The organism is Enterococcus sp. NPDC086594 (genome assembly GCF_044746145.1).
Taxonomy (GTDB): Bacteria; Bacillota; Bacilli; order Lactobacillales; family Enterococcaceae; genus Enterococcus_D; species Enterococcus_D entomosocium.
Genome location: NZ_JBIVBP010000002.1, coordinates 189257 through 204618, shown reverse-complemented (window position 1 = coordinate 204618; position 15362 = coordinate 189257). Strand labels below are relative to the sequence as shown.

Annotated in this window: 15 protein-coding genes; 11 read left to right on the top strand and 4 right to left on the bottom strand. The window is 37.7% G+C overall.

Going from position 1 to position 15362, the window contains the following annotated elements; translation table 11 throughout:
• Nucleotides 1–158: 158 nt before the first annotated feature.
• The 5 genes from ACIPK1_RS05400 (at nt 159) to ACIPK1_RS05380 (ending at nt 5439) form a co-directional block, all read left to right on the top strand.
• Nucleotides 159–1388: an SPFH domain-containing protein gene (locus ACIPK1_RS05400; protein WP_016621227.1), complete on the top strand. Its 1230-nt coding sequence runs from the start codon at nt 159–161 to the stop codon at nt 1386–1388.
• Between the two features lie 16 nt (nt 1389–1404).
• Nucleotides 1405–2526: a hypothetical protein gene (locus tag ACIPK1_RS05395; protein ID WP_008381609.1), complete on the top strand. Its 1122-nt coding sequence runs from the start codon at nt 1405–1407 to the stop codon at nt 2524–2526.
• Entirely contained in the window at nt 2523–3344 is an 822-nt protein-coding gene (locus ACIPK1_RS05390) for a TPM domain-containing protein (protein ID WP_005236637.1), read from the top strand. The genes ACIPK1_RS05395 and ACIPK1_RS05390 overlap by 4 nt, the downstream gene beginning before the upstream one ends.
• A gap of 97 nt (nt 3345–3441) precedes the next feature.
• Complete coding sequence (locus ACIPK1_RS05385) at nt 3442–4992, top strand: ABC transporter ATP-binding protein (protein WP_016613270.1); 1551 nt, start codon at nt 3442–3444, stop codon at nt 4990–4992.
• A 9-nt stretch (nt 4993–5001) separates the two neighbouring features.
• Nucleotides 5002–5439: a helix-turn-helix domain-containing protein gene (locus ACIPK1_RS05380; protein ID WP_008381614.1), complete on the top strand. Its 438-nt coding sequence runs from the start codon at nt 5002–5004 to the stop codon at nt 5437–5439.
• Nucleotides 5440–5534: 95 nt separating this feature from the next.
• On the opposite strand, the gene ACIPK1_RS05375 is transcribed toward ACIPK1_RS05380, so the two are convergent.
• Nucleotides 5535–6503: a pyridoxal-phosphate dependent enzyme gene (locus tag ACIPK1_RS05375; protein ID WP_005236650.1), complete on the bottom strand. Its 969-nt coding sequence runs from the start codon at nt 6501–6503 to the stop codon at nt 5535–5537.
• A 209-nt stretch (nt 6504–6712) separates the two neighbouring features.
• On the opposite strand from ACIPK1_RS05375, the gene ACIPK1_RS05370 reads away from it, so the two are divergent.
• The 5 genes from ACIPK1_RS05370 (at nt 6713) to ACIPK1_RS05350 (ending at nt 11703) form a co-directional block, all read left to right on the top strand.
• Complete coding sequence (locus ACIPK1_RS05370; RefSeq protein WP_400450154.1) at nt 6713–7732, top strand: branched-chain amino acid aminotransferase; 1020 nt, start codon at nt 6713–6715, stop codon at nt 7730–7732.
• 149 nt (nt 7733–7881) lie between these two features.
• On the top strand, nt 7882–8055 hold the full coding sequence (locus ACIPK1_RS05365; RefSeq protein ID WP_005236653.1) for a hypothetical protein: 174 nt from the start codon (nt 7882–7884) through the stop codon (nt 8053–8055).
• Between the two features lie 371 nt (nt 8056–8426).
• The gene (locus tag ACIPK1_RS05360; protein WP_252709000.1) at nt 8427–8780 is read left to right on the top strand and encodes a hypothetical protein; all 354 of its coding nucleotides are present in this window, start codon (nt 8427–8429) and stop codon (nt 8778–8780) included.
• A 15-nt stretch (nt 8781–8795) separates the two neighbouring features.
• Entirely contained in the window at nt 8796–9008 is a 213-nt protein-coding gene (locus ACIPK1_RS05355; protein ID WP_400450152.1) for a hypothetical protein, read from the top strand.
• 2050 nt (nt 9009–11058) lie between these two features.
• Nucleotides 11059–11703 carry a lytic polysaccharide monooxygenase gene (locus tag ACIPK1_RS05350; RefSeq protein ID WP_252709002.1) on the top strand — a complete coding sequence of 215 codons (645 nt, stop codon included), beginning with the start codon at nt 11059–11061 and terminating at the stop codon, nt 11701–11703.
• 151 nt (nt 11704–11854) lie between these two features.
• Here the strand turns inward: ACIPK1_RS05350 and ACIPK1_RS05345 are convergent, their stop codons facing one another.
• Nucleotides 11855–12313, bottom strand: a complete 459-nt coding sequence (locus tag ACIPK1_RS05345; protein ID WP_400450149.1) for a GNAT family N-acetyltransferase — start codon at nt 12311–12313, stop codon at nt 11855–11857.
• 181 nt (nt 12314–12494) lie between these two features.
• Here ACIPK1_RS05345 and ACIPK1_RS05340 point away from each other — a divergent pair, with 181 nt between their 5' ends.
• The gene (locus ACIPK1_RS05340) at nt 12495–12869 is read left to right on the top strand and encodes a hypothetical protein (protein WP_252709004.1); all 375 of its coding nucleotides are present in this window, start codon (nt 12495–12497) and stop codon (nt 12867–12869) included.
• A gap of 623 nt (nt 12870–13492) precedes the next feature.
• Here ACIPK1_RS05340 and ACIPK1_RS05335 read toward each other — a convergent pair.
• Together ACIPK1_RS05335 and ACIPK1_RS05330 are read right to left on the bottom strand one after the other, a co-directional pair.
• Entirely contained in the window at nt 13493–14446 is a 954-nt protein-coding gene (locus ACIPK1_RS05335) for a peptidyl-prolyl cis-trans isomerase (protein WP_400450148.1), read from the bottom strand.
• A gap of 123 nt (nt 14447–14569) precedes the next feature.
• Entirely contained in the window at nt 14570–14875 is a 306-nt protein-coding gene (locus ACIPK1_RS05330) for a hypothetical protein (RefSeq protein ID WP_400450146.1), read from the bottom strand.
• Nucleotides 14876–15362: the final 487 nt, after the last annotated feature.

Sequence of the window (15362 nt, the reverse complement as noted above, 5' to 3'; positions counted from 1 at the left end):
GCTTTCACTCACTATATCCTTTTATTCCTCCCTATTTTCAAGAAAAAAGACCATTCCTCTTCTCCAACTTTAGACTGATAACGTAAATCTCACCTCCTATGGTATAATGAATCTACGTTCATCTATTGTGATGAAAACAATTTAAAGGAGGACTGAAAATGGGTATTATCAAAGCGGCAACAAGCGCAATTGGCGGCGGATTAGCAGATCAATGGCTAGAGGTGATCGAGCCTGACAATATGAGCGATTCGACAGTAATGACAAAAGGTGTCAAAGTGCGGCGTAATGACAAACGCGGTTCTAACAGAAAAGGCACGGAAGATGTCATCACTGATGGGTCAGTGATCCATGTCTATCCGAATATGATGATGTTATTGGTTGATGGCGGGCGAATCATCGATTATACCGCTGAAGAAGGCTACTATACCGTCAAAAATGAATTAGCGCCTTCGATGTTGAATGGTTCATTGAAAGATGCGATTTCTGAAACCTTCGACCGCTTTAAGTTTGGCGGCGTTACACCACAAAAACAACAAGTTTTTTATATCAATCTTCAAGAAATCAAAGGAATTCGCTTCGGTACTTCATCGCCTTTGAACTATTTTGACAACTTTTATAACGCAGAGCTATTCTTACGGGCGCACGGAAACTATTCCTTACGAATTACCGATCCAATTTTGTTCTATACGAATGCGATCCCAAAAAACAAAAGTCAAGTCGATATCAACGACATCAATGAGCAGTACTTAGCTGAATTTTTGACCGCCCTACAAACCGCGATCAACAAAATGTCCGCTGATGGCGAACGAATTTCTTACGTTCCATCTAAGAGCATGGAATTAAGCAAATATATGGGAACAGTTCTTGATGACAGCTGGCGAGAACTCCGCGGCATGGAAATCGTTTCTGTTGCCGTAGCGAGCATCTCTTATACGGATGATTCCGTAAAACTGATCAACATGCGGAACCAAGGGGCAATGTTAGGCGACCCTTCGATTCGTGAAGGCTATGTTCAAGGTTCGGTTGCTCGTGGTATGGAATCTGCCGGTAGCAATGCCGCTGGGGCTACGACTGGGTTTGTTGGCATGGGCATGGGGATGAACGCTGGCGGCGGTTATTTGAACCAAGCGTCTCAAAACAACCAGCAGCAGATGCAGCAGCAACAGGCTTCCGCACAAAACAGCGCAGATCATTGGGACTGTCCACAATGCGGCACCTCTAATACTGGTAAATTCTGCAGCAATTGCGGGACGCCAAAACCAACGAGCGATGGACCAAGCCTGAAAATGAAATGCAGCGATTGTGGTGAAGTGATCGATTTAGCCAACGGCATTCCAAAATTCTGTCCGAATTGCGGCAAACCTTTCAAAGGTGTCCCAGTAGACTAATTGAGGAGGATTGCTGATGGATGTTATCACACATAAGTGCCCCAATTGTGGGGGCGCTTTAACCTTTGAACCTGGTGATCAAAAATTTCATTGTCCATTTTGTCTGAGTATTTTTACTGAAGACGAAGTCACTGCCTTCGAAGAAAAGCAAAAAGAAGCGCAGATGGCCGATACTCCTGTCTCAGATCCTTCTGCAGCGACCGAGACTGAACCGTCCCTTCAAGAAGAAGTTAGAGAGCAAGCCGATGCACAAGCGGGGCAGATGGACCTTTTCACCTGCCCCAGCTGCGGTGCTGAAATCGTGACGGATGCGACTACAGCCGCAACCTATTGCTACTTTTGCCATAACCCGGTCGTTTTGTCGGGACGGCTTTCAGGAGAATTTTTACCTAACAAAGTCCTCCCTTTTGCCATCGAAAAGGAAGAAGCAACTGCGAAATTCTTAGAATGGGCGCAAAAGAAAAAATTTGTGCCACGGGATTTCTTCGATCAAGCACAAGTAGAGAAATTGACTGGTGTGTACTTCCCTTATTGGGTCGTCGATGCTGAGATGAATGGCTCGCTTTCAGGTATGGGTACCTCTTTGCGTATTTGGCGCGTTGGTGATATTGAATATACTGAGCACAAACAATACGATGTCTTGCGACGAGGAAAAATCAAGGTGAATGAATTGCTCAAGCATGCGCTGTCAAAAAACGTTCAGCAAAAAATGGTGACTGGCGTTCAGCCGTTTCCCCTTGAAAAAGCTGTTAATTTTCGCAGTCAATATTTAGCCGGCTTCCAAGCAGAAAAAAGAGACATTGAATACATTGATCTTTCTGACGAAGTCAAAAACGAATTATCGGGTTATGCTGAAAATCTGCTAGCAGGTACCGTCAATGGCTATACTAGTTTTAAACGCAACAATCGTTCCATCAATCTAACAAAAGAAGAAAACAACTACGTTTTGCTTCCTGTATGGCTAGTGACCTATCGAGCCGATGATGAAAACAAGAGTGCCTTTTATTATGCGATGAATGGGCAAACCGGAAAAGTCAGCGGTGTTTTACCGATTAGTTACAAGCGCTTGGGAATCGTCAGTGGCGCAATTTTCGCGGCAACGACCATCCTCGCATTGATTGGAGCGTATTTCTTATGAAAAAACTATCTTATTTGTTGTTACTGCTGGTTGGTTTTTTCTTAACCGCCCTGCCCGCCTTCGCAGCCGAAGAGACAGTCGCAGACCACGCTGGACTCTTTACCGAACAAGAGATCCAGAAGTTGAACGAAGAAGCAGAAGCGCTGAATGCAAAGATCAAAGGCGAAGTTTTTATTCAAACAACAAACAGCAATACGGGAGATATCGAGTTGTACACTGATCGATATCTTTCAAGACGGATCGGCAACGACAACAACGGTTCGGCATTGGTGATCGATATGGCGCAACGGAAATTTCACGTTTCGACTTCCGGAAATATGATCGATTATCTTACCGATTCACGTCTAGATAAGCTACTTGATGCGGTATTTGACCAGATGGCAGAGGGAAATTATTATCAAGCTGCATTGGTCTATCTGCAAAAAGCAGAGGGTTTTGTGGAAGCAGGTGTTCCTGCCGATCATTATCGTATCGATCGTGATACCGGAAAAATTACTTATTACAAAGTGATAACGCCACTAGAAATTGCTATTTGCTTAGCGATCGCGGCAGTGATCAGTATCGCTTTTTTCATCATTGTTAAATCCCGTTACCAATTAAAAATGGGCGGCTACAAATTTAACTATCTAGAAAAATCAAGTATTGATCTGACCCAAAAAGAAGATCGCTTAGTCAATTCCTTTGTCACAACCAGACGCATCCCCCGTCCTTCGAATAATGGTGGAGGCGGTGGTGGCGGTTTTTCTGGCGGCGGCGGTGGCAGTACGACCCACTCTTCTGGTGGCGGAACATTCGGCGGCGGCGGACGCAGCTTTTAATTTTTCAAGAGTTCCTTTAATCAGGAACTCTTTTTTTGTTGACAATTTTCATAAAAACATCTACTATTTAGGAAAATATAGGAAATGAGTTGATTATATGTTTGAAATTATTAGAAACAATAAACTTTTTATCAGTTTGAGTAGTTTGCTAGTTTTTTTGACTGTCCTGACAAACCTCGCTTTCCCTTTGCTTCTACAAGAAGATCACGCACTGCGCTTTGATCATCTCGTCGGCTTATTAGCGTTCATATTAAGTATTACTTATTGCGCGCAATTCTTATTGATTGTGATGAAAGAGCGCTATGCAGCTTCGATGAATGTTCGCCATCTCTTAGAATTGTTAAAAAAAATGAAAAGGAAGAGTTATGTAGAACTCTCTGAAAAGGAGCCCACTTATCTATTAAACCGCATCTTTGGCGTTGTTGATTCCTTATACTTGTTTATTTGCGGTAGTTTTAGCGAAGCCATTCGCTGCTTTTTCTTATTGCTGATCCCACTTTTTTTGTGTTTCCAATTGCATTATTTACTGGGTTTCATTTTACTATCGCTATTTCCCATCAATGTTTTTGGGTTTCGATGGATCAATCAACAGTTGAGTATTAAGATGAAAAATATGCAAGAAGCATTTGCTCTTAGCAATAAGGAAATGTTAACAACATTGTCCCATATTGATACAATGAAGCAATGGAGTGACGCTGTTCTTGAGCAGCTGTTTTCCTCTCAATTGACATCGATGTATCAAACATTAGCAAACACCAATACTTTTGCCCAAACGACTAGTTTAGTCCTTAATGCGATCAATCAGATCGCCCAGATCGGCGTCTATTTGTTTATGATTCAAGGAATATTACAAGATGAACTGCCAACCTCTGCGTTGATTTTGATTGGCGTGCTATTACCCATTTACTTTTCTGCATTAAGTGGTTTAACGAAAATCAATCTTGATACAGCTACTCTGAGGACCAATCAACGTTTTGTTAACGAAGAATTGGCTGCTCCCGATGACCGCTGGAACCAAACGTGTGAAGCTACTCTGAGTCTTACTTTCGACCACCCTGTCGTATCCATTGGCAACCACAGCTTTTCCTTTCCCATTGAAGAAACCTTGAAACCTGGTGAACATATTTACTTGGCTGGCGCTTCAGGAAAAGGAAAATCAACGTTTTTAAAGGCAATTGCTGGCCTTTATCCATCAGAAGGAATTTCGCTTTCAACGAAGAGTAAACGCATCAAGCCAAGAAACCCTGAAACAGATAAAACCCTCTACCTTGCTCAAGACCCTACGATTCTCTCTCGGACAATTGAAGAAAATCTTGTATGGGGAAGAAAAATGACGGGAGAAGAAAAAACAATTATCGAAACCTCTGGTATTTTAGCGCCCATTTTTCAACAGCGCTCATGGACTAGCAGGCTTGCGGAAAATGGTGCCGACTTGTCTGGAGGAGAAAAGCAAAGAATCGCTCTAGCTCGCATATTATTAAGTGATGCCGAAATCATTCTTTTAGACGAAGCTACCAGCAGCCTTGATGATGAAGCTGCCGAAAAGATTATGAAGTGTTTAAAAAAACATGCAGAAAAACGCATGATCATCTATACTAGTCATAAGAAAGAGGAGCAACGCTTTTGTGATCGTACAATCGCTTTGTAGGAGGAACCGATGAAAGATTATTATACCGTTGAAGAAGTCGCTGAAAAACTGGGCGTAACGACTCGAACCATCCGAAATTATCAAAAGACCAACCAACTTAAAGGGACAAAAATTGGCGGGCAGTGGCGCTTTTCTTACAAAGATGTGGCTTCGTTGATGGGCGAACCATTTGAAGATCCCCTGCTTTCTTTTGCTTCAATACGTTCAGAAAAACAGATACCCGAAAGCTTACTTGCCATTGATTTCTTTATTGAATCAGAGGAATTGCTACAACAGCAAAAAAAAATCGTTATTGATGAGTTCAATGCACTTTACTCAGGGGAAAGTCGGCGTTTTTACTTTGAAAAAATCAACCCAACGATGGCACGATTTACATTGGTCGGACCGTTGAAATATGTAACAACCTTTGGACAGTGGATCGAAACAATACTTTCTCTCCCAAAGTAATCATCTGAGCGCCTGCTTTGAATTTAAAAGAAGAGACCCAATTAGGAGAATGTCTAATCAGGTCTCTTCTTTCTTTTTTGGAAGGCTTGTTGCACTCAGATGATTTCCTTAAACACAGAGAAATCAATATTGCCGCCGGAGACCAATGCCACAGTTTTCTTTCCTCGAAGCAAATGATCGATCTGTCCGCTTAAAATCGCCGCCGTACTTAATGCACCAGCCCCTTCTGCGATGACTTTTTCCCTCAATGCTAAGTAATGGATCGCTTGTTCGATATCGGATTCTTCAACTAAGACCGTTTCATCGATACGGGTCTTTAAAACATCATAGGTCAGTTCCCCTGCCAAAGCAACATCACAGCCATCGGCGATCGTTCTACTGCGGCGATTGGCTACTAGCTTTTGCTGCCAAAGTGAGGCGATCATGCCATAAACGCCATAGGATTGAACGCCGATGATTTTGACTTCTGGACGAAGTTCTTTTAAGGCTAAAGCAATCCCAGCAATCAACCCACCACCGCCGATGGGAATAATGACATTATCAACATCTGGAAGATCCTCCAACAGTTCGATCGCAATCGTTCCTTGCCCCTCCATTACTGCACGATCATCAAAGGGAGAGACAAATACTTCGCCACTATCTTTCATGGCGTCTAGTGTCAGTTGTTTGGTTTCATCAAACGTCTCTCCTGCTAAAACGACTTGTGCGCCATAACTTCTTGTCGCCTCTATTTTTGTTTTGGCAGCCGTTAATGGCATAAAGATTCGGACATTGATCCCCAGTAACGATCCGGCGAGAGCAACACCTTGCGCATGATTTCCTGCAGAACAGGCAATGACACCGCGAAGTTTTTCTGCATCAGTCAATGACGCGAGTTTGTTATACGCCCCCCGCGCTTTAAAGGAGCCGGTACGCTGTAGATTTTCTAATTTCAAAAATATCGTGCCCTCTTTTTCTTTGCCTAAAATATTACTTGGTGCAAGTGGTGTATGGATCATGATTGGTTTCAATCGTCGATACGCAGCAGCGATCCCCAGACTGTCCGTCAACACTTCCTCAATCACAAACGTTCCCCCTTTTTTGTTTTTTTATACTCTCATTGAAGCACAGAATTTGGAGAAAGACAAACTGATTCCCTCGCGTCGGTAAAAGATTTTCTCTGCTCCTTCACGCCCACGTGTTAGCTGATTTTTTACAGAAGAATTTTCAGAAAATAATGACATTTCTTTTCTGAAGTGCTATACTTAGAAAAATTAAAAAAGGGTGTGAACGAATGACAATCGATTGGTCAAATTTAGGGTTTTCTTATATCAAAACGCCATGGCGTTTTTTGGCAACATGGAAAGACGGTTCTTGGAATGAAGGCGAACTTACCGAGGATAATTATCTGCATATCCACGAGGGATCAACCGCTCTTCATTATGGACAGCAATGTTTTGAAGGACTAAAAGCCTACCGAACAAAAGATGGCGGCATCAATTTGTTCCGTCCAGACGAAAATAGCAAACGGATGAACCGCAGTGCCTATCGCCTGCGTATGCCAGAGGTTCCTGAGGCCTTTTTCTTAGATGCGGTAAAACAAGTAGTAAAAGCAAATCAGGAATATGTTCCGCCTTATGGCAGCGGCGCCACCTTGTATATTCGTCCTCTATTGATTGGCGTCGGAGAAAATATCGGTGTCAGCCCAGCACCAGAGTATATTTTTACGGTTTTTTGTATGCCGGTCGGACCTTACTTTAAGGGCGGATTGACACCAACCAATTTCATTGTTTCTGATTATGATCGCGCGGCACCAAATGGTACTGGCGCAGCCAAAGTGGGTGGAAATTATGCGGCGAGTTTGTTACCTGGATACGAAGCCCATCAACGGAAATTTTCCGATTGCATCTACCTTGATCCAGAAACGCATACCAAAATCGAAGAAGTCGGTTCTGCCAACTTTTTCGGGATCACGGCTGCTAATGAATTTGTGACACCAAAATCTCCTTCTATTTTACCAAGTATCACAAAATATTCATTGCTGCATCTAGCGCAACATTCATTAGGATTGACCCCTGTGGAAGGTGATGTTTATCTCAATGAGCTGGATCGTTTTGTCGAAGCGGGTGCCTGCGGAACAGCTGCTGTTATTTCCCCGATCGGCGGGATCCAAAACGGCGAGGATTTCCATGTGTTCTATAGCGAAACGGAAGTTGGTCCACAAACAAAAGCATTGTATGACCAATTGACCGGCATTCAGTTCGGCGATATTTCGGCACCAACCGGTTGGATCTTTGATGTTCCATTGGATTAAGCGAACCGGGCTACATCCTCTTCAACCGAACGATCACTACGGACCGTTCGGTTTTTCTCTTTCTATCGATCAATTTATCATCACTGCATCAGAATTGATTGCCACAACTCTTTTGACTTGTTACAATCATAGCAAAGGGAGGCGTAATGATGGGCAAACGATTCGGCTATTCTTTGCTAGCAACAGCCTTGTATTTGGTGGTTTCCAATATTGGTAATCTCGTTTTTGGTATTAACCGCAGCTTTAGTTGGACCACAACGTTGTGGGAAGCATTTTTCTTTTTTATTTTCGTGTTCTTATTCCAACAATTTCGAAAAAAATAAGCAGCGATCCTCGCTCATAAAAAAACGAGGATCGCTGCTTATTACTTTTTAGGAATCTCAGCCTCTAACAAAAAAAGCGCCAAACCCCTTCATACGAAAGGATTTGACACTAAGAAAAATTATTTAACTGTATCTATATTCTAATTCTCTTGCTATCCTCTACTGACACTATCGCCTGATATAATAATAAATGCGCAGAAAACTGTCTTTCGACAATCTTTGACTAGCACTCATTTTTTAGGTCAATGTATGGTCAAATATCACTCTATATAATAGAAGGAAAATAACAAACGCTACTCAATTTAACAATCTGTTCTCTTTACAAAGCGAACGTTAGTTCGTATAATTTTCGCTAAGAGGAGGGAAATTTTATGGGAATGATTAAGCCATATGAAGATCGGAAAAAGCTAAAATGGGTAGGATTTTTCTTGTCAGAACATACAGCTGACATCGCAAGAATAGAAAAAGAATTAAAATATACTTGCCCTGCTAAACCTGAAATGGATGAAAAAGAAATAAGTGAATTTTTGCAAACTGCAGTCACAAAAAATAGAAAGCTAGCAATTCAACTTAATCATGTGGTAGACGATAAATACATGCCTGATTTTACAGGAACACTGAAAGGTTACGATGATCTAGGATTTTATTTAGACGACACTCTAGTCCATTATGATGAAATACGAAGTGTTGACTATTATAGTGAAGTAAAGTGGTTTGATGTATGAATCTTATTACTCAATATGAGCAAGGTCCCTTTGGTGCGGTTTTCGCTTGATAGAGTGAACTGTTTGATTGCTTCGCATAGTTTGAACTTCTTAGCCGATGTGCATGAAGGAATGCAGATTTTGGTAGCTGGTGAGTATAATAGTAGGAAACAATTTGGTGTTAAGAAGTATTCGGCGATTGGAAAAACAAAGATTATGATTGAATTTGAAAATATTAATGTTCGATAAGCTTATTACTTTCCCTATTCAGTAAATTACTATATGATGATTATTATGATGACGGAACATAGTTCCACTTGCACGGCATATGAGAATATGCCGTGCTTTTTTTACAAAAAAACAACCACTCCCGGGGAGGAGTGGCACAATTAGATAAAAAGTTTTTTTATATGGTAAATTAATTATATGAGCAATCTAAAATTTATTCAAACCTTTTGCTCAAAAAAGAGCCACTCAGCATAAAGAGTGGCTACACAGAAAAAATTAGAAATGTTAGCCTCGGATAGGGCTATATACTATTCTAAAATCTCACTCAAAAAAACTCAAATCATTTGCTTTTTTAAACAAGATTATCAAGCTTTATTTATATCTATTTAAATTTTTTAGTGCTACAATCAAAAAAGAGCAATGGTCAAAAGAAGACTTCCCCAAGCCGCTTTTCCCATTGCTCTAGATGTTACAGAGAGACCATACTTAAATGGTATAGTATTTATCATAGTATTTCAATTAAGTAGCTCTCATAAGAGGATATTCTATATTTTTATATAGAATAAATAGAAGAGTACTAGGCCAAGTCTCGAAATTCCCCAATTTCTGCCTAGTACTCTATTTTAGTGCATTAGCACCAATAATATATTATTCGATTAATAATTTTTTTTCAATAAAAAAATCTACTCTAGGCATTCTAGAGTAGATCTCGAAAGAGAAAACGAAAAATAAACATTTTGGGTATGAGTTTACAATACATCTTTTATTAATCAAACTCAACAAATTTATGACGGTTTTCTAATCAATAATATCTATTAAATAAAAATGATGAAAAAATATATAGGAAGAGTATCAAGCATACTTCCCCAAGCTTTCCCCGCCTGATACTCTTCATTGACGATACAATGTTGTCATAAAAATTTTACATTGGAAGTATTTTAACAGCAAGCGTATAGCTTATCCCTTTTGACCTACTTAAAAGGCACCTAAAGAATATCTCAAAGAATTAGATTAATTAATTGAAGAACGCAAAAAATCCCTATCCAATTAAGGACAGGGATTTTTGTAAAGAAGGTTAAAAAATGAAACATAGTTTTAACTGATCCGGGTAAGTTAATGCTACACCCAGGATTCTGTTTGTGCAAATAAAATGCCCGCTTCTTGGGGAGAAGTGGGCAAACAGAATTTTGAAAAAGATACTTTATAGGATAATTTAATTTTATATTGGGTACTGATACTTATCAATAATTTGTATCCAAAAAGAAACCGATGACGATATTCTGAGCAATCGTGTCGTTGAGTGCTGATCAATGGTAAGATAGAAAAGAAGAGTACTAGGTACACTTCCCAAGCTTCCCCCTGCCTAGTACTTTTCTTACACATATTACATGATAATGGTACGTTAAAGAGAATGGAATCGCAAACATTATGTTTTATCTTAAACTTCTCTTATTAAAATACGATTTATATTTTTGAAATTAACAAAATGCCGTTTCTAATCTAATGTGAGTAAGATGATATTTTGCCAGATCCAAGCCTATTAATATTTCTCAATCGTAATTGCTAGGTAAGCAGGTTTGTTTGCCCACTCGATAGCTTAGTGTATAATTACATTGATGACGGAACATAGTTCCACCTGCACGGCGTATGAGAATATGCTGTGCTTTTTTTCGCAAAAAATAACCACTCCCGGGGAGGAGTGGCATTGTAAAGAAGGTTAAAAATGAAAAAGTGTTAGCTAAGGGTATTTTAAGGTTACTTTTTATTCGAATTTTGTGCAAATAAAAAGCCCACTCCATGTAGTGAAGTGGGCATACTCTAAAAAAGTTTTAGATACATTCATTTGTGTACAAATCACAACCAATAACAAAAGTAATAGTTATATCTCTCCTGCACGACTCTATTAAAAATAGTTTTTATCGTTAAGAAAATACCATATTTTTTAAATTATACACCAAAACAAAAGTTATTGAAAATCGATTAATTCGTATAGGTAAGAATTAATCGATTCGACTTACAGACAACTTAACATTAAAATGTAACCGCAACCAAATATTAAGGAGGTTTTCATATGTTGTCAAAGAAATCTGTTTTAACTGCCGCCTGTCTCACACTCATTAGCTCAGTTGTATTTTTGGCCTTTCCGAAGGAGTCACATGCACATGGATATGTAAGCACGCCGATCAGTCGAGGATATCAAGGTCAATTACACAATAGGGAATGGGGTTGGAATGCTGCGCATCAAGTTTATGGAAACGTAATTTCAAATCCGCAATCTTTAGAGTATAGAAAAGGTTTTCCTGAAGCTGGTCCTAGAGATGGAAGAATTGCATCTGCAGAAGGTGGATTAGGTCAGATTAACGATTTCGTTCTGGATAACCAGGATGCAGATCGTTGGACAAAGCAATCAGTTAAAACTGGCAACTTGGATTTGAAGTGGACTTATACTGCTTTGCATCGTACAACTAAATGGCACTACTATATTACAAAACCTGGTTGGAATCCAAATGAACCCCTGAATCGTGCATCATTTGAAAAAATAGCAGAAGTATCACACGACGGTACATTGCCTGTAGTTGGTGATACGCACAGTATAACAATACCTGAAGATCGAATTGGATATCATGTAATATTAGCAGTTTGGGATATCGCTGATACTCAAAACGCATTTTATAATGTGATTGATGCGAATATTACACCTGGTTTAGGTATCTAAATTATTTAAGACAGAATAATCTATTCTTTTCATATGAAAAATCGAAAAAACCTCTTGCTCGGATCTGAGTAAGAGGTTCTTTTACTTCATAATAGAAATCCTATATTTAATTAAGATAGTAATTTAAGATCTAAAGTAAAGTAGATTGTACTTACTCATCAACAGATATCATATTAAATTGTTTTTCTAATACTCTCATACTTCTTCCAAACTTATCCTCTGCTTCGTCAATTTGAGAATAACCCCATTTCTCATAAAGACCAACGTGTTGCGTTACAATATAAACACCTTGAAATCCCTCTGTTATCAACTGTTGCTCGGCAATCTCAACTAACTCTTTACTTATTCCCTTTCCTCTAAAAGTTGGATCAACATATACAATTGCTATATATGGGCTATATGCTAAATCAACAATATCTTTAAGAACAAACGAACAAAAACCAACAATCTGATCATTATTTTCTGATATAACAATTCCTTCACATTCTTTAAAGTCATAATTTGTCATCTTTTTTGCCAAATACTTAGCAGCTTTCCAATCAGCCTTGTTTATTTCTGCAGCTACTGACAACCATTTAGAATCTTTTTTCTTCAGCACATAATAACTCATAGCGATCCTCCCTCTCTGAAAACACTGATCCTTATTATACCTCAAAAATTTAAGTGAAAATTCGTTTAATTGATAAATAGTGACTGATACTTACAAAAACGAAAGAGTTTTGTTAGCTTATCAAATTTCAAAACACTTGTTTTCCATATATTCTTTAAGAATACTAAAGGAGGTTTTATCTATGACATATTCAGAGAAAAAAAATTACTGGCTTTCTTCAATACTACTAATTCCCTACGGATTGGGTTTTTACCTGTCATTGATGCAAATAGCAGGTTTTTTCATCATAAATAAAGGTATAGCCGACCCCACAATACCTGGTTTTAATTTAATTAACTCACTTTCTATTACTATTTCAAATTTTCTTCCTTTAACAACGGATTCACTATATTTGAGTATCATAATAGTAACAATCTTAGCATCACTCATCACACCACTTTACCTTTTTACAAAAAATATTTATCGTCACTTTTCAGGTTGGCTTTTTGTCCTAAATCTGATTATTTCAGCACCTACGTTATTATTAATATTTATTGGTGTTGCTATGAATATGTAATTCTGAGAGAAGAATTTAACTAGATTAGAAGTACTAGGAAAATCATTCTTTCTTTTGTTAAAATAAATTAGGGTGCTTACATTTTTTATAAAGTTTATTTGTATTTTAAAAAGTATCCGTTGATCCTATAGCGTATCGTAAATTTACATCATGTAAATAAAATTTAGACCTGCCATATCAATTGAACCTATAAAATGATAAAATAAAAAAGAAGAGTATTAGGCACACTTCCCCAAGCTTCTCCGCCAAATACTCTTCTTTTTGCACATGCTACCTAGTGAAGGTATGTTAAAAATAATGTTATCTCAAACAGCAAGTCTTATCTAAATTCGATTGGTATTTTCTGGAATAACACAAAATATCTCTCATTTTCTATTAAAGCAAAAATTCTATTCTCAAAATACGTTTGAACAATGCAATTCAATGATGTCAAAATCTATAGCTAATATTTGAAAGTCTTATCCTATTGAAGTTGAAGAGAAATACAAACCATACCTTGCAGACATGCTTATCATTAATAAAAATTCACAAGAAAAAACAACTGCATCTTTCCGTTTAAATAAGCCCCGGTTCGCCTACATTAGCGGGGCTTATTTAAGTATTCTCTGGATTTCACAAAACAGTTACTCTTTAGATTTTGACTCTTCCTCTTTTTTGTTATCTTTATTAGGCACTTGTTTCTTCTCCTGATGTATTAAAGAATCCATAATATTGTTTAATGTTGCATCTTTGATTTTCACATTTGCAGCTTTTAATTCCTGACTTATTGATTGTTTTACAAATTCTTGATCAGCTAATTGCTTTTCAATTGCAATTTTCTTTAACTCGTCAGAATATTTTTCAATATCATCTCCTTTTTCCTGATTCTGAATCATTTTAACTATATAGTAGCTCGTTTGTTTTGTCATGAGATTCTTCACCGGAATAATATCAGAAATATCTTTGTTATTTAGTTTGAAGCTCGCTTCTTTCACTTCTTCTGGTACAGATGATGTATGTGAATGAAATGTCACTTTCCCATCATTGGAATTTGATTTTTGATCTATTGATTTTTCCTTCACCAACTTCGAGAAATCTTCTCCCTCATCTAAAGATTGCTTTGCTTTTTTTGCATCCTCTTCATTTTTAAATTTAATTTGCTGGACTTTTACTTCTGGATGGAAGGTCTCCCATATTTTTTGTATTTTCTCTTGATTTACTTCTGCATTGGTTTCAAGCCCCTTTTTAAAGGCTAGTTGTTGCTTTATCTTCCGCTTCAATTCTGCTTCCGTATCGCCAGACTTAGCTAATTGAGAATTAAATGATTTACCAGCTTGCTCTTTGATTTTATTAAACTCTTTCTCAATATCCTTCTCAGTTATTTCCTCTCCATACTTATTCTCATAGACTCGTTTAATTACCATCTGCTGAATAGCTGAATCAGCACCTTTAATTTTTTTTAATTGATCATTAATGTCTTTTTGTGTTATCGTACCACCTTTAAAACTTACTGCAGTTTCTTTTTCAGCACTCTTAGAGCATGCAGAAAACAAAAGCAATCCTACTGACATAGCTACAAATAAAAGTTTTTTTCTCATCTTACCGATCCTCCATTTTTATGAATGTTTGATAATCAAATACGTATTTTCACTTAAAGAAGTCCTGGTTCTCCTGTTTGAACCGGGACTTCTTTAACCATTATCTATAATTGATAGACAAATTTATTCTTGCGTTTTCCGATCATTTGTTTCCTTTGACTTTGATTCATCTCTTTGTTCATTATTTTTATTAGGTTCTTGTTTCTTAGGCGATTGTTTCTTAGGTGTCTGTTTTTTAGGCGTTTGTTTTTTGGGTGTCTGTTTTCTTTGAACCGGTTTCTTCGACGATTGCTCGGTACTGGATTTGTTTTTTTGCTTTTGCTCGATTTGCGGTGATTTTTCTGGGTTTTTTTTTGAAGCTCCAGGACCACATGCTGCTAAACCAATGACTGCCAATGCCGCTGTTAATACCAAAAAAACTTTTTTCATAAAATCCACTTCCAATCTATTTTTTTTGTGTCCTTGACACACTTTTAATTTAAACGATAGGAAGGAATATTTTTATTTCATTTCTTTAATTATCATTTAAGTTAAGCTTACATTAACGAAAGGTAACAATTGTTCGAAAATTAAGTTTGAATAAACAAAGTCTTTACCACATTTAAAAACAATCGTTCTTAATAAAATATTCTTTTATTACACAAATATGATCCCAATATGATTTTTTTGCTAATAAATAATTATTCAACTCTATTTTATATAAACCCTTCTTTCATATATTTGAAGTATTTAAACACTTTACTCCTATTAATCACCTGGATGCTGAACACGTTTCTCATCAGAACATTTTATTAAGAATGATTATATTAAAAACATCTCAATCTCAAACTTAGTTAAATAGCTTTCTTTGTTTTATCTCATTTTTTCATTTTTACAATTAATTAGCTAGATACTCGCTTTCTGCATTAAGAAAATG

Bases quoted from the DNA above. Each gene is read 5' to 3' on its own strand.
- ACIPK1_RS05400 (WP_016621227.1), top strand. From the start codon at position 159: ATGGGTATTATCAAAGCGGCAACAAGCGCAATTGGCGGCGGATTAGCA.
- ACIPK1_RS05395 (WP_008381609.1), top strand. From the start codon at position 1,405: ATGGATGTTATCACACATAAGTGCCCCAATTGTGGGGGCGCTTTAACC.
- ACIPK1_RS05390 (WP_005236637.1), top strand. From the start codon at position 2,523: ATGAAAAAACTATCTTATTTGTTGTTACTGCTGGTTGGTTTTTTCTTA.
- ACIPK1_RS05385 (WP_016613270.1), top strand. From the start codon at position 3,442: ATGTTTGAAATTATTAGAAACAATAAACTTTTTATCAGTTTGAGTAGT.
- ACIPK1_RS05380 (WP_008381614.1), top strand. From the start codon at position 5,002: ATGAAAGATTATTATACCGTTGAAGAAGTCGCTGAAAAACTGGGCGTA.
- ACIPK1_RS05370 (WP_400450154.1), top strand. From the start codon at position 6,713: ATGACAATCGATTGGTCAAATTTAGGGTTTTCTTATATCAAAACGCCA.
- ACIPK1_RS05365 (WP_005236653.1), top strand. From the start codon at position 7,882: ATGGGCAAACGATTCGGCTATTCTTTGCTAGCAACAGCCTTGTATTTG.
- ACIPK1_RS05360 (WP_252709000.1), top strand. From the start codon at position 8,427: ATGGGAATGATTAAGCCATATGAAGATCGGAAAAAGCTAAAATGGGTA.
- ACIPK1_RS05355 (WP_400450152.1), top strand. From the start codon at position 8,796: ATGAGCAAGGTCCCTTTGGTGCGGTTTTCGCTTGATAGAGTGAACTGT.
- ACIPK1_RS05350 (WP_252709002.1), top strand. From the start codon at position 11,059: ATGTTGTCAAAGAAATCTGTTTTAACTGCCGCCTGTCTCACACTCATT.
- ACIPK1_RS05345 (WP_400450149.1), bottom strand. From the start codon at position 12,313: ATGAGTTATTATGTGCTGAAGAAAAAAGATTCTAAATGGTTGTCAGTA.
- ACIPK1_RS05340 (WP_252709004.1), top strand. From the start codon at position 12,495: ATGACATATTCAGAGAAAAAAAATTACTGGCTTTCTTCAATACTACTA.
- ACIPK1_RS05335 (WP_400450148.1), bottom strand. From the start codon at position 14,446: ATGAGAAAAAAACTTTTATTTGTAGCTATGTCAGTAGGATTGCTTTTG.
- ACIPK1_RS05330 (WP_400450146.1), bottom strand. From the start codon at position 14,875: ATGAAAAAAGTTTTTTTGGTATTAACAGCGGCATTGGCAGTCATTGGT.